General features: G+C 72.1%; 20 protein-coding genes and 2 pseudogenes. 13 read left to right on the top strand and 9 right to left on the bottom strand.

All coding sequences use genetic code 11. The features are described 5' to 3' along the window. Positions 1-170: 170 nt before the first annotated feature. From AC3ETA_RS20615 to AC3ETA_RS20605, 3 genes and pseudogenes are all read left to right on the top strand, one after another. The gene (locus tag AC3ETA_RS20615) at positions 171-1,106 is read left to right on the top strand and encodes an ATP-binding cassette domain-containing protein (protein WP_432194379.1); all 936 of its coding nucleotides are present in this window, start codon (positions 171-173) and stop codon (positions 1,104-1,106) included. Between the two features lie 278 nt (positions 1,107-1,384). After that, positions 1,385-2,209, top strand: coding sequence for an ABC transporter permease (locus AC3ETA_RS20610; protein ID WP_432194378.1), 825 nt, complete (start codon positions 1,385-1,387; stop codon positions 2,207-2,209). Between the two features lie 139 nt (positions 2,210-2,348). Continuing rightward, positions 2,349-2,597 (top strand): annotated as a pseudogene (locus AC3ETA_RS20605) (DUF4142 domain-containing protein); the annotation flags it as partial. Positions 2,598-2,681: 84 nt separating this feature from the next. Here AC3ETA_RS20605 and AC3ETA_RS20600 read toward each other — a convergent pair. Then, a complete protein-coding gene (locus AC3ETA_RS20600) occupies positions 2,682-4,346 on the bottom strand; it encodes a glycoside hydrolase family 13 protein (RefSeq protein WP_432194377.1) in 1,665 nt (554 codons plus the stop codon). Between the two features lie 250 nt (positions 4,347-4,596). Between AC3ETA_RS20600 and AC3ETA_RS20595 the strand changes: the two genes are divergently transcribed. Further along, a complete protein-coding gene (locus AC3ETA_RS20595) occupies positions 4,597-5,532 on the top strand; it encodes an LAETG motif-containing sortase-dependent surface protein (protein ID WP_432194376.1) in 936 nt (311 codons plus the stop codon). 96 nt (positions 5,533-5,628) lie between these two features. Here AC3ETA_RS20595 and AC3ETA_RS20590 read toward each other — a convergent pair whose 3' ends face one another. Then, on the bottom strand, positions 5,629-6,600 hold the full coding sequence (locus tag AC3ETA_RS20590; protein WP_432194375.1) for a nucleoside hydrolase: 972 nt from the start codon (positions 6,598-6,600) through the stop codon (positions 5,629-5,631). Between the two features lie 137 nt (positions 6,601-6,737). Beyond that, positions 6,738-8,030: pseudogene (thrS, locus tag AC3ETA_RS20585) on the bottom strand (threonine--tRNA ligase); the annotation flags it as partial. A 188-nt stretch (positions 8,031-8,218) separates the two neighbouring features. On the opposite strand from thrS, the gene AC3ETA_RS20580 reads away from it, so the two are divergent. From AC3ETA_RS20580 to AC3ETA_RS20570, 3 genes are all read left to right on the top strand, one after another. Then, positions 8,219-9,067, top strand: coding sequence for a helix-turn-helix domain-containing protein (locus AC3ETA_RS20580; RefSeq protein WP_432194374.1), 849 nt, complete (start codon positions 8,219-8,221; stop codon positions 9,065-9,067). Further along, positions 9,027-9,224, top strand: coding sequence for a DUF397 domain-containing protein (locus AC3ETA_RS20575; protein ID WP_432194373.1), 198 nt, complete (start codon positions 9,027-9,029; stop codon positions 9,222-9,224). The genes AC3ETA_RS20580 and AC3ETA_RS20575 overlap by 41 nt, the downstream gene beginning before the upstream one ends. A 91-nt stretch (positions 9,225-9,315) precedes the next feature. Continuing rightward, entirely contained in the window at positions 9,316-9,966 is a 651-nt protein-coding gene (locus AC3ETA_RS20570; protein ID WP_432194372.1) for a Uma2 family endonuclease, read from the top strand. Here the strand turns inward: AC3ETA_RS20570 and AC3ETA_RS20565 are convergent. Both AC3ETA_RS20565 and AC3ETA_RS20560 read right to left on the bottom strand, forming a co-directional pair. Beyond that, positions 9,963-10,586 (bottom strand): chloramphenicol phosphotransferase CPT family protein, encoded by a 624-nt coding sequence (locus AC3ETA_RS20565; protein ID WP_432194371.1) that lies wholly within the window; start codon positions 10,584-10,586, stop codon positions 9,963-9,965. The genes AC3ETA_RS20570 and AC3ETA_RS20565 overlap by 4 nt on opposite strands. A gap of 17 nt (positions 10,587-10,603) precedes the next feature. Continuing rightward, positions 10,604-10,774 carry a hypothetical protein gene (locus AC3ETA_RS20560; protein ID WP_432194370.1) on the bottom strand — a complete coding sequence of 57 codons (171 nt, stop codon included), beginning with the start codon at positions 10,772-10,774 and terminating at the stop codon, positions 10,604-10,606. 108 nt (positions 10,775-10,882) lie between these two features. Here AC3ETA_RS20560 and AC3ETA_RS20555 point away from each other — a divergent pair, with 108 nt between their 5' ends. From AC3ETA_RS20555 to AC3ETA_RS20535, 5 genes are all read left to right on the top strand, one after another. Then, a complete protein-coding gene (locus AC3ETA_RS20555) occupies positions 10,883-12,232 on the top strand; it encodes a helix-turn-helix domain-containing protein (RefSeq protein WP_432194369.1) in 1,350 nt (449 codons plus the stop codon). A gap of 58 nt (positions 12,233-12,290) precedes the next feature. Continuing rightward, positions 12,291-13,310, top strand: coding sequence for a permease (locus tag AC3ETA_RS20550; protein WP_432194368.1), 1,020 nt, complete (start codon positions 12,291-12,293; stop codon positions 13,308-13,310). Next, positions 13,307-14,113, top strand: coding sequence for a TIGR03943 family putative permease subunit (locus tag AC3ETA_RS20545; protein ID WP_432194367.1), 807 nt, complete (start codon positions 13,307-13,309; stop codon positions 14,111-14,113). The genes AC3ETA_RS20550 and AC3ETA_RS20545 overlap by 4 nt, the downstream gene beginning before the upstream one ends. 394 nt (positions 14,114-14,507) lie before the next feature. Continuing rightward, positions 14,508-15,275, top strand: coding sequence for a GAF and ANTAR domain-containing protein (locus tag AC3ETA_RS20540; protein ID WP_432194366.1), 768 nt, complete (start codon positions 14,508-14,510; stop codon positions 15,273-15,275). Positions 15,276-15,286: 11 nt separating this feature from the next. Beyond that, positions 15,287-15,565 carry a ribosomal protein L7/L12 gene (locus AC3ETA_RS20535; RefSeq protein ID WP_432194365.1) on the top strand — a complete coding sequence of 93 codons (279 nt, stop codon included), beginning with the start codon at positions 15,287-15,289 and terminating at the stop codon, positions 15,563-15,565. A 7-nt stretch (positions 15,566-15,572) separates the two neighbouring features. Here the strand turns inward: AC3ETA_RS20535 and AC3ETA_RS20530 are convergent, their stop codons facing one another. The 4 genes from AC3ETA_RS20530 to AC3ETA_RS20515 all read right to left on the bottom strand — a co-directional run bounded on the left by AC3ETA_RS20530 (position 15,573) and on the right by AC3ETA_RS20515 (position 19,428). Next, entirely contained in the window at positions 15,573-16,349 is a 777-nt protein-coding gene (locus AC3ETA_RS20530) for a hypothetical protein (RefSeq protein ID WP_432194364.1), read from the bottom strand. A gap of 118 nt (positions 16,350-16,467) precedes the next feature. Further along, positions 16,468-16,626, bottom strand: a complete 159-nt coding sequence (locus tag AC3ETA_RS20525; RefSeq protein ID WP_432194363.1) for a hypothetical protein — start codon at positions 16,624-16,626, stop codon at positions 16,468-16,470. Continuing rightward, the gene (locus AC3ETA_RS20520) at positions 16,623-18,155 is read right to left on the bottom strand and encodes a hypothetical protein (RefSeq protein ID WP_432194362.1); all 1,533 of its coding nucleotides are present in this window, start codon (positions 18,153-18,155) and stop codon (positions 16,623-16,625) included. Before AC3ETA_RS20520 ends, AC3ETA_RS20525 begins: the two co-directional genes overlap by 4 nt. Before the next feature lie 70 nt (positions 18,156-18,225). Then, positions 18,226-19,428 carry a PP2C family protein-serine/threonine phosphatase gene (locus tag AC3ETA_RS20515; RefSeq protein ID WP_432194361.1) on the bottom strand — a complete coding sequence of 401 codons (1,203 nt, stop codon included), beginning with the start codon at positions 19,426-19,428 and terminating at the stop codon, positions 18,226-18,228. A gap of 144 nt (positions 19,429-19,572) precedes the next feature. Between AC3ETA_RS20515 and AC3ETA_RS20510 the strand changes: the two genes are divergently transcribed. Beyond that, positions 19,573-19,994 (top strand): hypothetical protein (locus tag AC3ETA_RS20510; protein ID WP_432194360.1); only part of this gene is annotated, 422 nt, incomplete at its 3' end.

Genomic DNA, 19,994 nt, shown 5'->3' with positions numbered 1-19,994 from the left:
AGTTCTTGGGCGAAAGGACTTGCACACCGTGCAAGTCTGGTTTTACGGTGTTCAAGTCTTCGAGTTGCACACCGTTCAAGTCGCCCATCGGCGCCACCACTCACGTCGCCGACCGGCACCACCACTCACGTCGCCGACCGGCACCACCACTCACGTCACCGGGGAGAGTCATGACCGCCATCCACGCAGAGGGCCTGCGCAAGTCGTACGGGGAGAAGCAGGTGCTCGACGGCATCGATCTGCGGATCCCCGAGGCGTCGGTCTTCGCTCTGCTCGGCCCCAACGGCGCCGGCAAGACCACCACCGTCCAGATCCTGTCCACGCTCATCTCCGCCGACGGCGGCCAGGCCCGCGTCGCCGGACACGACCTCACCCGGCAGGCCGACGACGTGCGCCGCTCGATCGGCGTCACCGGCCAGTTCGCCGCGGTCGACGGGCTGCTGACCGCCGAGGAGAACCTGCTGCTGATGGCGGACCTGCACCACCTGAGCCGCGCCGAGGGCCGCCGCCGGGCCGCGGACCTGCTGGACCGGTTCGACCTGGCGGCGGAGGCGAAGAAGACCGCCGCCACCTTCTCCGGCGGCATGCGCCGCAAGCTCGACCTCGCGATGACCCTGGTCGGCGATCCGCGGATCATCTTCCTCGACGAGCCCACGACCGGCCTGGACCCGCGCAGCCGCCGCATGCTGTGGGCGCTGATCCGCGGCCTGGTCGAGGACCGCGGCATCACGATCTTCCTCACCACGCAGTACCTGGAGGAGGCCGACCAGCTCGCCGACCGCATCGCCGTGCTGAACGGCGGCCGGATCGTCGCCGAGGGCACCGCCGAGGAGCTCAAGCGGCGCATCCCCGGCAGCCACATCCGCCTCCGGTTCGCCGCCGAGGATCAACTGGACGCCGCCGCCGCGGTGTTCGACGTCGCCCAGAGCGACCCCGAGAACCTCGCCCTGAACATCCCCGGCGACGGCAGCCCCGCCACCGTGCGGGCCGTCCTGGACCTGCTGGAGTCGGCCGGCGTCGAGGCCGAGTCCCTCACCGTCCACACGCCCGACCTGGACGACGTGTTCCTGGCGCTGACGGAGACCCACGCGCCCGCCGCGGCCTGACCCGCGGCACCTGCCTCCACCGCACTCCGCCCGACCTGCCCCACCTGCCCCACCTGCCCCACCTGCTCCACCACCTGCCCCACCTGCCCTACCTGCACCACCTGCTCCACCTGCTCCACCTGCTCCACCTACCCGACCTGCCCACATGCCCCACCTACCCGACCTACGCCACCTGCTCCGCCTGCTCCACCTGCTCCACCTGCTCCACCTGCCCCACCTGCCCCACCTGCTCCACCCACCTGCCCTACCTGCCCTACCTGCCCCGAGAGGACCCCTCGATGGCCACCACCGCCACCACTGCCCCCGCCTCCGCCCCCTCCGCCAACCGCTCCTACGCCTTCCGCGACTCCATGACGATGCTGCGGCGCAGCCTCAAGCACATGCAGCGCTACCCGTCCCTGACGGTCCAGATCGTCACGCTGCCCGTCCTGATGCTGCTGCTGTTCGTGTACGTCTTCGGCGGCGCGATCGGCGAGGGAATCGGCGTCGGCGACCGGGACGCCTACATCAACTACCTGGTCCCCGGCATCATCGTGATGGCGGTGACCTCCGGCACGATCACCACCGCCATCTCCGTCTGCACCGACATGACCGAGGGCATCATCAACCGCTTCCGCACCATGGCGATCTCACGAAGTTCGGTCCTCACCGGGCATGTGCTGGGCAACATGGTGCAGGTCGTCGCGATCCTCGCGCTGGTGACCGGGGTGGCGTACGCGATCGGCTTCCGCCCGGAGGCCGGTGCCGTCGAGTGGGCCGCCGCCCTCGGTCTGCTGATGTTCCTGGCGTTCGGCCTGAGCTGGCTGTCGGCCGCGATGGGCCTGAACTCCAAGACCGTCGAGGCCGCGAGCAACGCCCCGATGCCGCTGATCTACCTGCCCTTCCTCAGCAGCGCCTTCGTCACCCCCGACTCGATGCCCACCGGACTGCGCTGGTTCGCCGAGTACCAGCCCTTCTCCCCCATCAACGAGACCCTGCGCGGCCTGCTCCTCGGCACCGGCATCGGCAACAACGCCTGGATCGCCCTCGCCTGGTGCGCGGGCCTGGCCTTGATCGGCTTCCTGTGGGCCCGGGCGACGTTCCGCAAGGGCGCCGAGCGCTGAGCCGCCCGGACCGGGCTATACGGAGCCGATGCCAGGCCAAAGGGTTTCCGGCGCTACGCGATCCGTACCCCCGTACGAACAACCCGGCCCGTCCCCACCGTGGGGCGGGCCCTCGGGCCGTCGGGCAGGAGGCAGCACCGTGCGCATCTCGCGGCGCGTGATCGGATCTCTCTTCGTGGGCGGCGCGCCGAGTCTCACGCTCGCCGCGCTCGCCTGTCCGTCGATGCTCGGCTTCAGCACCGTCTCCAGCTCGGCGGACCATGTCATCGCCCAGACCCCGCAGGGTCCGCTCACGGAGGCCGACCGGGACTTCGTGGTGAAGGTGCGGGCGGCCGGGCTGTGGGAATACCCGGTGGGGAAGCCGGCCCTCCAGAAGGGGACGACCTCGCCCAGGCTCCCGGCCGACCAGGTGACCCCGCCCCCTCCGGCATCGGGCGAACCTCAGGTGACGTTGAAGCCCCGGAACACGGCTCTACGCCAGCCAGACCGTCGTGTCCGGGCCCAGCAGCCCGCCTTCGAGCGGACCACTGGCCAGCAGCACCTCGCCCGCCGGCAACTCCACCTCCGTGGCGGAGAGGTTGGCCACGCAGCGCCAGCCCGCCGAGCGCGCGAAGTGCAGGACGCCGGGCGGGGTGTCCGCCACCCACGTCAGATCCTCGCCGTCCAGCAGTTTGCGGCGCAGGCGCAGGGCCCGGCGGTAGAGCTCCAGGGTGGAGCCCTCCACGCCGTCCTGGGCCTCGACGGCGTACGCCGCGAACCCGGACGGCTGCGGCAGCCAGGAACCGCCCGCGCCGAAGCCGTACGACGGCCCTGTCGTCGTCCACGGCAGCGGCACCCGGCAGCCGTCGCGGCCCTTGCGCACCCGTCCCGTCTGTTCCCAGATCGGGTCCTGGAGGACCTCGAAGGGCAGGTCGGCGACCTCGGGCAGGCCGATCTCCTCGCCCTGGTAGACGTACGACGAACCGGGCAGCGCCAGCATGAGGAGGGTCGCGGCGTGGGCGCGGCGCAGGCCGGCCGCCTCGTCGACGGCCGGGGCACGGCCGCCGGACAGCAGCCAGGAGCCCACGTCGGTGCCGGGCGGGAGCATCAGGCGTGAAGTGTGGCGTACGACGTCGTGGTTGGACAGCACCCAGGTGGCGGAGGCGCCCGCCGCGCGGGCCGTGTCGAGGGAGTCGGTGATGATCCGCCTGAGCTCCTCGGCGTCCCAGCTTCCTTGCAGGTACTCGAAGTTGAAGGCCTGGCCGAGTTCGTCGGGGCGGGCGTACAGGGCGCGGCGGGAGCTGGGGTTCACCCAGGCCTCGGCGACGGCCATGCGGGGCGGGCGGTAGGAGTCGAGGATCTTGCGCCAGTCGCGGTAGATCTCGTGGACCTCGTCGCGGTCGTAGAAGGGGTGGGTGCCGGGCGGCAGGTCCGGGAGGGCGTCCTCGTGGCTCAGCTCGGGCGTGCCGAGGTCGCGCAGCGGCTCGCTCAGGTCCTTAGCGAGGGCGTGGGCCACGTCGACGCGGAAGCCGTCGACGCCGCGGTCGGACCAGAAGCGCAGGGTGGTGCGGAAGTCGGCGCGCACCTCCTCGTGCGCCCAGTTGAGGTCGGGCTGCTGCGGGGTGAACAGGTGGAGGTACCACTGGCCGTCGGGGACGCGGCGCCAGGCGCTGCCGCCGAAGACGGACTGCCAGTCGGAGGGCGGGAGTTCGCCGTGCGGGCCGCGGCCGTCGCGGAAGACGTAGCGCTCGCGGGCGGCGGAGCCGGGGCCGGCGCGCAGCGCCTCCTGGAACCAGACGTGCTGGTGGGAGGTGTGGTTGGGGACGAGGTCGACGATGACCTTCAGGCCGAGGCGGTGGGCCTCGGTGACCATGGCGTCGAAGTCGTCGAGGGTGCCCAGGCGCGGGTCGACGTCGCGGTGGTCGGCGACGTCGTAGCCGCCGTCGGCCAGTTCGGAGGGGTAGAAGGGGCTGAGCCACAGGGCGTCCGCGCCGAGGGCGGCGAGGTGGGTGAGGCGCTGGGCGACACCCTTCAGGTCGCCGAGGCCGTCGCCGTCGCCGTCGGCGAAACTGCGAGGGTAGACCTGGTAGATGACGGCCTGGCGCCACCAGTCGGGGTTGCTGGACGAGAGGTCGGGCGTGGTGGTGCGGACGCTCACGCGGTCTCCTCGGGGCGTGTACGGGCGACAGTGAGAACTCTGTCCACTTGGCCGGGAAAGCGAACACCGCGAAGAGCGGACCGGATCATTCCGCGCGTGACGGAATCGTAATTGACCTTTGAACTTCCCTTGCGTCACCGCAGGTTGACAGCGTTTCGCCCGTCCCCCGACGATGTGCACACGCTGTGGCGCATGTGACCAATGAGCCCAGTGTTTCTTCTTCGACCACTCACCCCACGAGGGGATACGCATGTCCATAGCGAGACGTGTCATCGCGCGACGCCTGCTGGGGACGGGCGCCGCGTCGCTCGCCCTGTGCGCGGCCACCGTCGCCGCCGCTTCCGGCGCCTGGGCCAACGGGTCGCACGGGGGCGACGGCTGGAAGTCCGGCGGCACCTACGAGCCCGGCACCGGCGCCGGCACGGAAACGGCCACCGATCGCTGCCAGTTCTCGCTCGACGGCACGAACTTCTACGACTCGGTCAAGGTCGACGACCAGAACCTGAAGGTCACCGACGACGGCAAGGTGCACATCGAGGTGCGTGCCGCCGCCGACGCGGCGACCTGCACGGCCTCGCTCGCCTCCTACCTCGCCCACGGGGCGACCTTCGCGACCTCCGGCGAGCAGGTCTTCGTCGACTTCGACACCGTCACGGTCAAGCCGGGCGGCACCGACAGCCTCGACATCGCCGTGCCGGACGCGGGCTGCTTCGCACAGATCGACCTGTACCGCGGTGCGGTGAAGTTCGACGGCAAGCTCGACGCGAAGGACGGCTTCGAGCACGGTGACCTGCCCAAGGGACCGGATCGCCCGGTCATCAAGGACAAGCTGATCGCGGCCTGGAACGGCGGCTCGAAGGACTGCACGACGGAGCCCCCGGCGACCGAGAAGCCCCCGGCGACCCCGCCGGCGGAGCCGTCCGAGCCGGCCACCGACGAGCCGTCGACCCCGGCCGAGGAGACTTCCCCGCCCGCCTCGGACACCCCTTCCACCGAACCCCCGTCCCCGCAGCCCTCCGACTCCCCGTCGGCCCCCGCCCCGTCCCCCAACGGCGGCGACGAAGACCTCGCCCAGACGGGCGGCAGCAGCGCGACCGGCCCGATCGCGATCGGCGCGGTCGTCCTGCTCGCAGGCGGAGCAGCCTTCGTCGTGGCCTCCAAGCGCCGCCGCACCTCCAACTCCTGACCGTCCCCACGCGAAGGGGCCCAGGGTGATCCCCGGGCCCCTTTCGTGTGCAGTCGGCCGGACCGCCTCAGCCGGTCGGCGCATCGCGGCGGGGCATCATGCGCGTTCCACCGTCGACAGATACAACTTCGCGAAGCGTTCGACGTCCACGTCCAAGGCCACGTCCACCAAAGCCTGTTCGCGGGGGCCTGTGTGGAGTTCTGATTCTCCGGGGCGAGGGCGGCGGTCGACGATGGTCTGGCCTCGGGTCGGGCCGGGGGCGAGGGAGACCTCCACGGGCAGGAGGCGGGTGGTGATGCCCGCCGGGTCCACGACCGCGCAGACCGCGCCCGCGTCGCCGATGCCGCCCGCCTCGGGGTCGGCGGTGACGTCCGGCGCGGACGGGCGGTGGGCCAGGAGTTCGCCGGCGAGGCGGGTGCCGGGCTCGGGGTTCTCGCGCAGGCGCCGTACGTCCGCGCCCGGGACCACGACGCGCTGGAAGACGTCCAGTCCGTACATGGTGACCGGCACCCCCGCGGTGAGCAGGATCGCCGCCGCCTCCGGGTCGTGCCACACGTTGAACTCCGCGACCGGCGTGGCGTTCCCGCAGGCCACCGCGCCGCCCATGAAGACGATCCGCTCGATGTTGCGGGTGACCTCGGGGTGCGTGCGCAGCAGCAGGGCGATGTTGGTCAGCGGCGCCGTGGGGATCAGGGTCACCGGGCGCGGGGAAGCCAGGATCTCGCGGCGCAGCAGCGTCACCGCGTCCACGTCCGCCGCGCGGCGACCCGGCGCGGGCAGGCCGAGGTCGCCCATGCCGTCCTCGCCGTGCACGTGCCGCGCCGAGCGCGAGGGCTCGATCAGCGGGCGGGCGGCGCCCCGGGCCACGGGGATCCCGGGGGCACCGGCCTGCTCCAGCACGGTCAGGGTGTTGAGCACGACGCCGTCCACGTCCGTGTTGCCCGCCACGCAGGTGACCGCGCGCAGGTCCAGCCCCGGATGGCGTACGGCGAACAAAAGGGCCAGGGCGTCGTCCACGCCCGTGTCGCAGTCGATGATCACCGGAATCGGCAGGCCGTCGTTCGGCACGAGTGGCTCCCCTCGTCACGGGTGCGGTGGCGCCCCTACGGGAGCGACCTTACGGTGTCGTACAGGTGGAGTGCGTCGTCGTACGGCGCCGCCGTGCAGGCATGTGCGCGCGGCGCCGTACGACGTCTTTTCCCGTTCTACGACTCCTCCCACAGCTCGGCGCCGCGTGCCGCGACGCGAGCGGTGATCCGGGCGATCAGCTCCTCGGCAGGTACGGCCCCCGGCCTGCGCCCGTCCCGCAGCCGTACGGCCACGAGGTCGCCGTCCGCCGCCTCCCGCTCGCCGATGACCGCCACGTACGGCACGAGCCGTGCCTCGCGCACGCGGGCGCCCAGGGTGCCCTGCTCGGGACCGGCCAGCTCCGCGCGCAGACCCATTCGGCGGGCCCGGTCCAGAACTTTTCCCGCCTGCCCGTACTGCGCCTCCGCCACCGGCAGGATCAGCAGCTGCACGGGCGCCAGCCAGGCCGGGAACGCGCCGCCGTGCTGCTCCAGCAGATGAGCCACCGCCCGCTCCACGCTGCCGATGATGCTGCGGTGGACCATGACCGGGCGGTGCTTCGCGCCGTCGGGGCCGATGTAGTGCAGGTCGAAGCGTTCGGGCTGGTGGAAGTCGATCTGAACGGTCGACAGGGTCGCCTCACGCCCCGCCGGATCGGCGATCTGGACGTCGATCTTCGGACCGTAGAAGGCAGCCTCGCCCTCGACGGCCTCGTACGCGATCCCGGTGGCGTCGAGAACCTCTCGCAGCAGGGCGGTGGCCCGCGCCCACAACTCCGGGTCGGCGACGTACTTGCCGCCCTCGCCGGGGAGGGAGAGACGGTGCCGTACGGCCCTGATCCCCAGATCGGCGTAAGCACGCGCGATGAGTTCCAGCGCCGCCCCGGCCTCCTCCGCCGCCTGGTCCAGGGTGCAGAAGACATGGGCGTCGTTGAGGTGGATCGCCCGCACGCGGGTGAGGCCGCCGAGGACGCCGGACAGCTCCGAGCGGTACATGCCACCCAGCTCGGCCATGCGCAGGGGTAGTTCGCGGTAGCTGTGTGCGCGGGAGCGGTAGATCAGGGCGTGATGCGGGCACAGGCTCGGACGCAGGACGACCTGCTCGGCGCCCAGCTCCATCGGCGGGAACATGTCGTCGCTGTAGTGGTCCCAGTGCCCGGAGGTCTCGTACAGCTCCCGTTTGCCGAGCACCGGCGAGTACACGTGCCGGTACCCGGCCTCGCGCTCCACGTCCCGGATGTACTCCTCCAGCACATGCCGGACGGTCGCCCCGTCCGGCAGCCAGTACGGCAGGCCGGCGCCCATCAGGGGATCGGTGTCGAAGATGCCCAGCTCGCGGCCGAGGCGGCGGTGATCGTGCATGGCTGCTCCTTCGGATGAAGGGACGAGCGCCCACGACGAAGCCCCGGGGCACTCGCCCCGGGGCTTCGGATTCGCTCAGCTTTCAGCGCGGCGCCGGGACGGGGTCCGGCGTCGTCGTCAGAGACGGATTGGCGCGCTGCATGGGGCGACGGTAACAGGGGCGGTCGCTCGGGCGCGGGTGATTTTTGCAGTTCTCGTCACCACTGCGAAGTCATGTGGTTACGCTCGGCAACAGACCGACTTGGGGGTGGCAGGCCTTGGTTCACATTCGTCAACTCGACCCCACGGCTTCTCCGTTGGACTACTTCGGCTACGAGCTGCGCCGGAAGCGGGAGGAGGCGGGGCTGACACTGAAGCAACTGGGTTCGGTGCTGTTCTGCTCCGGCTCGCTGATCGGCCAGATCGAGACGACGCTGAAGGTTCCGACCAGGGAATTCGCCGAGCGGGTGGATGCGGCGCTGGTGACGGACGGGATGTTCTCGCGGCTGGTGGGGCTGGTGCTGCGCAGCCAGTTGCCGACGTGGTTCCAGCCCTTCGCCGACATGGAGGCGAAAGCGACCTACGTCTCCACCTATCAGTGTCAGCTGGTGTACGGACTGCTTCAGACGAAGGAGTACGCGCGTGCCGTGCTGGCCACAGGTCAGCCGGAGAAGCTCGACGAGTTACTCGCAGCCCGCATGGAACGACAGCGCATCCTCAAGCGGACGCGGCCTCCCTTGACCTTGGTGGCGCTCGACGAGGCGGTGCTGCATCGGCCCATCGGCGGCGTGGAGGTCATGCGGAACCAACTCCTCCACCTGTTGAGCCTCAGGGACGAGCGCTGGATCCGTCTCCAGGTGCTGCCGTTCCGTGTGGGTGAGCATGTGAGTCTGGCCGGGTCGTTCACCCTGCTCCGCTTCGATGACGACCCGGACGTCGTCTATACAGAGGACCTGATCTCCGGCCATATGACGGCCAGTTCGGAAACCATCCGCGAAGCCGCCCTTCGTTACGCTGGCTTGCAGGGAGCCGCCCTCTCCGTGGAGGATTCGGCCGAACTGATCAAGGGCGTACTGGAGGAGCGTTATGGACAGCAAGCCGGCACAGGTCAACGTCCTTTGGCGTAAGTCCAGTTACAGCGGCAACACAGGGGGCGAATGCGTCGAGGTCGCCGACCTGACCCCCCACATAGCCGTCCGTGACTCCAAGAACCCCGAGGTCGGCAACCTCACGCTCTCACCGGAGGCGTACGCCGTCTTCGTGAAGCACATCGCCGAAACGTAACAGCACGCCCGTTCGAGTGAACGGCTCCGGATTCCTCGTACGCGCTCCGCGTCTACCCTGAGAACGTCGCGGCGAGCGAAGGAGGTCTGTCATGGCGACGGCGGAGCCGATCATCATGCCGGGGTATCAGGGCGAGGCCATTTACGGGCCGTACGACGACCCCGACGGCGAGAGCGATGCGGACAGCGACGTGCCCGACCACTCGGACACGAGCGTAGAGACAGCCTTCGAGCGCATCAGCGCGGCGGCCCCCCTGGGCTGGCGCGTGGAGCTGATCGAAGGAGAGATCTGCGTGACGCCACCCGCCAACGGGGAGCACGAGGAGATCGTGTCCGAGCTCAGCGGGCAGTTCAGGGACCACGACAAAGGAGTGGGCCGGTATACCGGCATCGGCCTCAATGTCCCTGGCGCCTCCGAGACCGGCCACGTTGTCCCCGACCTGGTCATCGCCCCGAAAGGCAGCTTCGACGACGGCGAGGAGTGGCACGAGACGCCCTCCGTTCTCCTCGTCGCCGAGGTCACTTCGGACAGCACGGCCGAACGCGACCGCGAGAAGAAGATCCACGGCTACGCCCGCGCCGGCATCCCCGTCTACCTGCTGATCGACCGGGAGGAGGGTGACGTGACCGTCCACTCAGACCCGTCCGGCGACGCCTACACCCAGAACCCCAAGTACAAGCTCGGCCTCGCCGTGCCCCTGCCCGAGCCCCTCGGCTTCGAGCTGGACACAGCGGAGTTCTAATTCGAGCCCGAGGAGTCCGCGGTCCGGATCCGCGGCACGGGGCTCCGAAGCGTCCGGCGCAGTTCCTCGAACGCCGTCGGGCGGCGCCGGTCCGGCAGGAACGCGCGGATGCGGTCGGCGCACTCGGCTGCCGTGAGGACACTGGTGTCGACGTCGAGGTCGTGTCGGCCGTGAGCGTGCACCTGATCGAACTGCATGGCCGCCAAGCCCGGTTGGCGGTCCCCGCGTGCACGCTCCCGGCGCTCCAGTTCGGGCAGCGGGCAGCGGACGCCGATCAGCACCGTGTGCTCGGGCACCAGCAGGTCGAGAAGATCCAGCAGCCGCCAGCGGCGGCTGAGGGGGTAGTCGACGACGAGGTTGTTGCCACCCGCGGCCATCCCGGCGACCGCGCGGTGGAAACCCTTGGCGGTGCGGTCGATCTCGGCCTGGAGATCCTCGTCGGCGATGGGGCTTCCGCCGCGCAGGGCGTGGAACGCGTCCACGGGCAGGTGGAACCAGGATCCGTCCAGGACGTCGAGCAGCGCGCGGGCGATGCTGCTCTTGCCCGAGCTGGACGTGCCGTTGAGCAGGACGACCGTTCCCGGCGCCGTGGTCTCGGGAATGCGGGCGTGGGTCGTCAATGCATGTCCTTCAAGGTCTACGGCAGTGACTGAACCGGGTTGACCTGCGGAGTCCGCTGCTGTTCCGGTTCCGGCACCGTCGCCCGCGCCGGGCCCGCGTTCGCCGCCAGGATCAGCGTCGCCACAGCTACCAGCGCGGCGGCCACGCCTCGGGTGTAGCGCTCGGTGGTGCTGGTGCTTTCCTGCATGGCGACCTCGCAACAGCAATGGGTTAACCACGTTTAATACGCGGTTTAACCTAAGCGCTGTCAGACTCGAACGGCAAGAGGCACAGGGCGAGTTGGGGGCAGTGAGCGATGTCGGATCGTGATGATCCCGGGACCATCGGGCGCAGAGTGCAGCAGCTGCGGGCCGACCGCGGGCTGACGCAGAAGCAGCTGGCCGAGCCGGCGTACACCCCTGCTTACATCTCCACCCTGGAGGCCGGCCGGGTGCGCGCCTCCGACGACGCGCTGCGGCACATCGCCGAGCGGCTCGGCGTCGCCTTCGAGGAGCTGGCCACCGGCCGTGCCGCGCACCTCGTCACGGATCTGCGGCTGCGACTGACCGAGGCGCAGCGGATACTCGCCACGGGTGACACCGAGGCGGCAGCGGAGCAGTACACCGCGCTGCTCGCGGAGGCGGAGGGCAACGGGTTCGCCGAGGAGCGGGCGGCGGCGCTGCTCGGACTCGGCGAGTGCGGCATCGACGCCGGGGAACTCACCTCCGCACGGCACCACTTCGAGCGCGCCGAGCAGGTGCTCGCGGAGGCCGGCGCCCCCCTGCCGGCCCGCGTCCCGGCGCTGCGCGGGCGAGCCGTTTCGCACTACCTCACCGGCGAACTCCGTTACGCGGTCTACCTGCTGGAATCCACCCTCGACGAGCTGAACCGGGGCGGGCTGCACGACCCCGACGCCCTGCTGCTGCTCTACGCCAGCGTCATCGGCCCGTACATGGACATGGGCGCCCACGCGCGGGCCGCCCAGGCCGCCGAGTACGCCCTCGCGCTCGCCCCGCAGGCCGGCGACCCGGCCCTGGTCGCCCGGATGCACCGGTCCGTCGCCCGCACCCTGCTCGCCGAGGGGCGGATCGCCGAGGCCGACGCCTCCCTGGCCAAGGCCGCCGAGCTGTACCGGCAGCTCCAGATCCGTACCGAACTCGCGAACTGTCACTGGATGCGCGGCTACGTCTACGCCCAGAACGGCGACCTGGAGCGCGCCGAGGCCGAGATGCGCGAGGCCCGGACCATGCTCACCGCCAAGCGGGCCGCGCTGTACACCAGCCAGGTCGCCGTCGAGCTCGCCGACGTACTGCACCGGCGCGGCAAGTCCGACGAGGCCGCCGCCCTGCTGCACGAGGTGCTCAGCGACCTCAGCCCCGAGCGCGGCGCCCTGCACGCGGCCGCCGCGCACCGGCTGCTCGGGATCATCGCCGAGGACTCCCGGGACACCGAGACCGCGGAGGAGCACTACGTCCGCGCCCTGAGCCTGCTGGAGCGGGCGGGCGCGGCCGGTGACCTGGCCGACCTGTGCCGGCTGCTCGGCGACCTGCTGCGCCGCACCGGCCGGGTGGAGGCGGCGCTCGACGCGTACCGCACCGGGCTCGGGCACCGTACGGCACCCGGCACCACCACCCTGGGCCCCGCACCCGCACAGCCTCCTCTGTGAGGAACCCCAGCGCGCCCACAGCCCCCACCGGTTAGCCTTCGCGGAGCAATTCGAACAGGTGGGGACAGGCACGGTGGAGAACCAGCGGACCGTGGTCGACGGGCTGCGGCTCGTCGTACGCACACTCGTGTACGCCGTGGTCGGCGGTGCCGCGCTCATCGCCATCGCCACGGTCGCCTCGGTCCTCGGGCCGCTGCTCGCCCTGGACCTGTACACCCCGGCCGTCGCCGCCTGGTGGACCGTCTTCACGGCCATCGCGGTGCAGGGCGTGCCCTTCCTGCTGCTGGGCACGGTCGTCTCGGCGGCGATCGGGGCCTTCGTACCGGAGAAGGTGTTCAGCCGGCTGCTGCCGCGCAACCAGGCCCTCGCCGTGCCCGTCGCCGGAGCCGCCGGGGTCGTCCTGCCGGGATGCGAGTGCGCGTCCGTGCCGGTGGCCGGGAGCCTGATGCGGCGCGGGGTGGCTCCGGCCGCCGCCCTCGCGTTCCTGCTCTCCGCGCCCGCCATCAACCCGGTCGTTCTCGTCGCCACGTCCGTCGCCTTTCCCGGGCAGCCGGAGATGGTGCTCGGGCGGTTGGTCGCCTCGCTGGCCACGGCGGTCGTGATGGGCTGGCTGTGGGCGCGGTTCGGCCGCGAGGAGTGGCTGCGTCCGCCCGAGCGGCACGCCGGGCACGGCGCCCGGGGGCTGCGCGCGTTCGCGGCCGGGCTCCAGCACGACTTCCTGCACGCGGGCGGTTTCCTCGTCCTCGGCGCGGCCGCCGCGGCGACCTTCAACATCGTGGTGCCGCGCTCGGTACTGGACCTTTTCACCGGGTCGGTGTGGGTGTCGGTGCTGCTCCTGGCGCTGCTCGCGGTCGTGCTGTGCGTGTGCAGCGAGGCCGACGCGTTCGTCGCCGCGTCGCTGAGCGGCTTCTCGCCGACCGCACGGCTGGCGTTCATGGTGGTCGGCCCGATGGTGGACCTGAAGCTGATCGCCCTCCAGGCGGGGACCTTCGGGCGGTCCTTCGCGGTGCGGTTCTCGGCGGTGACGTGGGTGGTGGCCGTGGTGAGCAGCGTGCTCGTGGGGTGGTGGCTGCTGTGAGGCGGTACGGGCCGGCGGTGCTGCTGCTCCTGACGGGGGCGGCGATCCTGCGGATCTCGCTGTTCAGCGAGCTGTATCTGCGGTACGTGCAGGCGGGACTACGGCCATACCTGGTCGTGTCGGGGTTCCTGCTGGTGCTGCTGGCGGTGGCCGCGGCGGTCGTCGGGCGACCGGAACAGGAACCGCACGCCGAGCAGGGCGAGCACGCTGAGCACGGCGAACACGCCGGCCGCGATCAACAACGCGAGCACGGCGAGCACGACGATTCCGGCGACGATTCCCACGCCCACGATCAGCACGGCGGCCACCATAGCCCCCGTATCGCCTGGCTCCTCACCCTCCCCGCCCTCGCCCTTCTCCTCTTCCCGCCACCCGCCCTCGGCTCCTACAGCGCCGAGCGTGAGGCGGCGCAGCGAGCGGCCCAGGGAGTGGGGCGCTTCCCGGCGCTGCCCGCCGGGAATCCGGTGGAGCTGACGCTCGCGGAGTTCAGTTCACGGGCGATCTATGACAGCGGGCGGTCGCTGGCGGGGCGGACGGTGACGCTGACCGGGTTCGTCACCCGGGACGACGACGGCACCTGGTACGTCACGCGGCTCCTGGTGGCCTGCTGTGCCGCCGACGCGACCACCAGCAAGGTCGAGGTGCGGGGTGGCGAGGCTCCGCCGGTCGACTCGTGGGTCACGGTGACCGGGACGTGGCGTCCGCGGGGCTCGCTCGGGACGGATGCGGCTTGGCCGCCGGTGGTGGATGCCGGGGCGGTGCGGCGGGTCGGGGAGCCGGCTGATCCGTATGAGAAGCGGTGAGTGGCGAGGTGGGCAGTCGGGCAGGTGCGGCGCCGTCGTGACCTGTCGCACCCACGCGGCGGAGCCGCGTATCGACACCGCCCCGCACCCCTGCAGGGCGTGGCAGTCGGGCGGTCCCTCCGTGGAGCCGTGACAGCGGCCGGGTCGTCGGTCGTCCGCGGGCCGATGGGGGTTGATCGCGCGGTTCCCCGCGCCCCCTCCCTGCCTGGCAGTCGCGCCCCCTCCCTGCCTGGCAGTCAGGCGGGATCAGGCGGCTTGAGGGGCGTGGCGTGCGGGCGGGTCTCCATGGCCCGGGGCGTGGCGTGCGGGCGGGTTTCATAGGGGGTCGCAGGGGTAGTCGGGCGGGGTCGGAAGGCTGGACCAGTAGGCCGCGCTCGGGAGCGAGGAGGCAGCCGTGCGGCCCAGAGACGAGCATTGTGGTGAGCGGGAAGGGGCCGGCGCCGCGGACGCCGTCGCCGAGGGTGTGCGCGGAGTGGGGCCGGGCGAGATACCGGGGCGGCTGTGCGACGTGGCGGTGGAACTGCTGCCCGTGAGCGGCGCGAGCGTGTCGCTGCACAGCCACGGCCTGCCCGTACAGCTGGGCGCGAGCAGCGCGCAGGCGGCGTATGTCACCGAGATCCAGGCCACGTTGGGCGACGGGCCCTGCCGGTCGGCCGCGGAGAGCGGCGCCCCCGTGCTGGCCCGCGACCTGACGGCCGGACAGGACGTGCAGCGCTGGCCGGTCTTCGCGCAGCAGGCCACGGCCGCCGGGGTGCGGGCGGTGTACTCGATGCCGCTCGGCAGCGCGACGGTGTGCGTGGGCACGCTCGACCTCTACCGCGAGTCCCCCGGCGGCCTCACCGACCGGGACCTGCTCACGGCGCGCACGGTGGCCGGGATGATGACCGTGGCGCTGATGGCGCTGCCACACCTGGAGGAGGCCGGCGAGCCCGGCGACGAGCGGTGGCTGAGCGGCCTCGCCACCGACCATGACCAGGTCTACCAGGCCACCGGCATGATCATGGCCCAGCTGCGCGTCGGCACGGACGAGGCGCTGGCCCGGCTGCGGGCCCACGCGTTCGCGCACGGACGTACGGCACTGGACACGGCACGGGACGTGGTGACGCACCGACTGCGGTTCGACGAGGAACAGGGCGAGGAGTGCGGAGGATCCGCCCCCTAGGATCGTCGACCATGGAAATAGCGGGTGTCTTCTTCATCCTCGTCGGTGTCCTGGCCGTCATGGGCGTCCAGAGCCGGATCGACCGGGCCGACAAGCGCGTTGCCCGGGTCGAGCGCAAACTCGACCTGATCATCGACCACTTGGGGCTGCGCGAACCCGTCGACCCGCGCATGGAAGAGGTCGTCGCGCTGTTGCGGAACGACAAGAAGATCCAGGCGATCAAGGTCTACCGGGAGATCACCGGCGCGGGCCTGAAGGAGGCCAAGGACGCCGTCGAGCGCATGGCCTAGGGCTGCCCTAGACGTCCTGCCGGCCCTGCTTCCGGACCTCCTGCAGGCGGTGGGCGCCGAGTTCGACGGCCGCCCAGGTCGCGTCGGCCGGTACGTCGGCGAGGCCGCCGTTGGTGACGGTGATCGCGTCGTCGCCGACCCGGACGGCGGCGAGGTGCAGGGTGAGCGTGGGCGCCTCGTCGGAGTCGGAGACACCGCGCAGGACGATCCGCAGACCCTGGCGGGCGTCCCCGACCTGCGGCATCTCGGCCTCACTGACCTCCACCTCCAGCTGCCCGCCGCGCGCGGACGCGGTGAACTGCCCGCACTCGTAGGGCAGGCTGCCGAGCCAGGCCAGCGTCGCGTCGACGTCGTCGGGCCGGTGGGCCACGATCCGGTAGCGCAGCTGGGCCCCGTCCCACGGGTCGTCCAGCCCGGTCGAGGCGCGGGTGCGGGCGTCCGGCCCGAAGAAGTCCTCCGCGTACAGGGCGTCGAGCAGCCGCCGGCACTCCGCCGAGCCGGTGGACGCCTTCAGCATGGTGTCCCGCCAGGTGGCGAACCCCTCGGTGGCCACCCAGGGTTCACCGAGGTCGGCCTCGGTGATGAGCGCCGACCGCGCCTGCGCCTCGGTGAGCGTCGGGGCGGCGGCGGGCGCCCGTGTCGTCCCGCCGCTCGGTGCCGCGGGGGAGGCGGGCCGGGCCGAGGCCGCCCTGTCCGGCCACGAGACGGAGCACGCGGGCGCGGCCAGCAGCGCGCCTGCGGAGAGCGCCGAGACGATGACGGCACGGACCGGGGGACGGGGCATCGCGGGCCTCCTGAGCTGGTGTCGAGGACGCGCCCAAGATCGGCACGTCTTCATAAGGCACCACCCCGGGAGGACCACCACCAGCGCGCCGAGCCGTCCGGGTGACGCTCCGGCGCCGCTAGGAGGAACTCTCGGGTCCCAGCGTCATGTCCCTACGGCTGTACAGCGGCGGATCGCTCGTGTCGAGCTTCCACGCGCCCAGTTCGGTGCTGAGCACGAGCGGAGTCCCGTAGGGCTGCGTGTGGAGCCGATTTCCGTAGGCTGGCTCGGCCTTCACCCGCTGACCTGAAGCTCCTTCAGGCGCTGATGGACGTTGGCCAGGGCGCCCCTGCGGCGCCCCGGCACCCGGCTGCGCAACTCGGCCAGGGCGGTGCCCAGTTCACGCGCGAGCACCGCGTCGCGGATCAGGCCCCACTGGTGGTGGGCCCGGTCCACCGCGGCCTCCACCGCGGGCGTGTCCGGGCTCTGCCCCGCGCCGAGCCGGGCCGAGGCGACGGTCAGCCAGGTACGGCAGCTGCGCGCCGGGTCGCCCGCCAGCATCGCCAGGTCCGCCCGCACCTCGCTCCAGTGCAGCGCCTCCGGCGACGCGGGCCCGTGCGCCCGCATCGCCCCGTGCTCCTCCAGCGCGGCCAGCGCGTCTGCGTCACCGTGCTGCCCGGATTGCACGGCGGCGGTGATCGCGGCGTGCGGGTCGACGGGATCGGGGCTCCGCGTGGGGCGGGGCGGGGCACCCGGCACGAGCATCGGCACGAGGGCCGGCGGCGGGGCGGCGGGCACGGGGCGCTGCGCGGGGCGGGGCGGGCCCGGCACGGGCGTCGGCGGCGGGACGGCAGGCGCGGGGGCCTGCACGGCGGGTACCGGGGCCGGTTCAGGCGTCAGCACGACGGTCGGCGGGGCGACAGTCGCGCGAGCCGGTTCGGGCGTCGGCGGCGGGCCGGCCGGCACGGGGCGCTGCGCGGGGCGGGACGGACCCGGCACGGACGTCGGCGGCGGGACGGCCGACACGGGGGCCTGCACGGCGGGTACCGGGGACGGTTCAGGCGTCAGCACGACGGTCGGCGGGGCGACAGTCGCGCGAGCCGGTTCGGGCGTCGGCGGCGGGCCGGCCGGCACGGAGGCCTGCACGGCGGGTGCCGGGGACGGTGGAGGGCTCGGGATGTAGGCCGGCGCGGGGGCCTGGGCCGTCAGCACGATGTCCGTGCCCACGCCGGCCTCCGGCGCGATGCGGGTGAGGGCCTGCTGGTGCAGCTGGTCCAGGGGCGGGCGATGGCCGCTGCGCAGAAGGGTCGCGACGGCTTTCATGTACGCCGGGCCCGCCACCGTACGGCGGTTCGGCGGCGGGGCGACGCGGCCGTACACGGCACTGGTGCGCCCCGAGTCGAGGGGGTTGGCCAGCAGCCACTCCCAGGTCTCCGCATCCGCGTGCAGATCGACGACGAGCGAGGTCGAACCCGGTGGGCGCAGCCGCAGTTCCTCACGGAACCAGTGCCAGGGGAACCCGGTGTAGCGCACGGTCGCCGGGGTCGAGCGGGCCAGCGCGAGGTGCGGCAGGTGCTGGCGCCGGTCCAGCTGGAGCTGCCCGGCGACGAACACGGTGAGCGGCCCCGGCGCGGTCGCGGCGGCACGCAGCCGGGTGAGGACGGCCTGCGGCTCCAGCGGGTCGGCGAGCTCGACGACGTTCGCGGTGTCGGTGCCCGAGAGCACCGGGGGCGGCACCGCGGCGAGGACGGGAAGCACGGAGGCGGCGTCCACCAGACAGCCCTTGCCGGCCGGTGAGGCGGCGAGCAACAGCACGGTTCCGGGCATCGGTCCCTCCCCATCCCCCGTCGATCACTTACGGCAGCACCGTAACCGCTGCGGGTGCGAAGAAGGGTTCTCAGCCCCGCGAACGTCCATTTCCGTCCCCATTCCCCCCACCTTTCCCGGCACCTGTGCTCCGCCGCACCGCGAACACCGTGGTGTCGTCGGCGAGATGCCCGCCGCAGTGCCGCAGGGTGTGCTCCCGCACGAAGGCCACCAGCCGCCGGGGCCGCACGATGCCCGGGTCCGCGGCGACGGCCGCGACGAGGTCGTCGGCGAGCGGGTAGAAGGTGCCTTCGCCGTCCCTGGCCTCGGTCACGCCGTCCGTGGTCAGCAGCAGGGTCTCGCCGGGACGCAGGCGGGCGTGCAGCACGGGGAACAACTCGCCGCGGGGGTCGAGTTCGGCCATGCCGAGCGGGAGGCCGTGGCCGGGCGGCAGGCGCCGTACGCCGTCGGGGCCGACGACGAGCGGGCAGTCGTGGCCGAGAACGACCGCTTCGACGGCCTCCGGCTGCCGGTCGGAGAAGTTGATCAGCACGGCGGTGGCGAAACGGTCGCACTCCTCCCGGCCGAGGGCCTCCCGCATGAGGACGTGCCGCTGGAGCCGCTCCTCCAGACGCAGGGCGACCGTCGCCAGGTCCGGCTCGTGGTACCCGGCCTCCCGGAACGTGCCGAGCAGCGCGGCCGCCACCTCCACCGCGCCCAGCCCCTTGCCCTGCACGTCGCCGAGGATGACGCGGGTGCCGTGCAGGCCGATCTGGATGTCGTAGAAGTCGCCGCCGACCCTGGCCTCGCTGTCGGCGGCGAGATAGACGGCGGCGTGCTCCAGGCCGCCCCAGCCCGGCGGCAACGGGCGCAGCACGGTGCGGCGGATGGTGGCGGCGACGTCCTGGATGTGCACCATGCGGCGCTCGCCGCGCACCCGGACCACGCAGGCCGCCGTCGCGAGGACGCCACCGATGCCGGCGAGGACGAGGTCGGGCAGCCCGGCCTGGTACTGGTGCGGCAGGAGGGCGTCGGCTGCTACGTACGTGGCGGGCGCGAGGACCGCGAAGACGGCCGTGCCCCGCACCCCGCAGATCGCGGCGGCGATACCGGGGACCAGGACTATCCAGGACAGCACCCGGAAGTCTCTGCTGGTGTAGAAGTCGACCACCACGATGCCTACGAGCAGCACCAGCGGCGGCACCCAGGCGACGCTGCGGCCCCGCACGCGCAGCAGGTCCTGCCGGCGTGCGTCGCTCTTCAGGCCGGATGCACCGTCGCTGACGGCCCTCATGCGCCTCAGACAAGCACGGCGTCCGGCGCGCCGCATCCGGGTACCCGGTCCCGCGGCGCCGAGGCCGGCACGCACGCCGACTTGCCGTCCGACCGCTCCCGGGTGTGCCCTTGATGGCGGGGGCGAGGAGAGAGGAGTGCTCTCATGGCTCACGCGGCACCCACGCCCGGCGCACGGACCCCGGTGGCGCTCACCCCGCTGCCCGACGTCTTCAGCGCACGGACCCACCGCGTCGCGGGCATCGTGACACCGGTGGTCCTCGGGCTCGTCTACGGCTACTGGGCCGCGGCGAACCGGCGCTCCGGCGGCGAGATCACCGGCTGGAACCTGCTCTTCGGCTTCGTCACCGCGGCCGTGTTCATGATCGCCTACGTCGGCGTCCGCGCCCTCGCTCCGCACATGCGGCGCGAGCTGCACGCCATCGTGTGGGCGGCCTTCGTGGGCGCCGCCTTCGGATTCCTGTACAGCGAGGCCGGCGCGGCCATCATCAGGTCCTGTGTGATGGGGGCGGTGATCGGCGCGGTCACGTTCGTCGTGATGTTCTACCGCTACTACACGCACGAGGA

This window comes from Streptomyces sp. bgisy027, assembly GCF_057710365.1.
The sequence above is the reverse complement of the archived record's forward strand: the minus strand, read 5'-3'. Positions and strand labels throughout refer to the sequence as shown.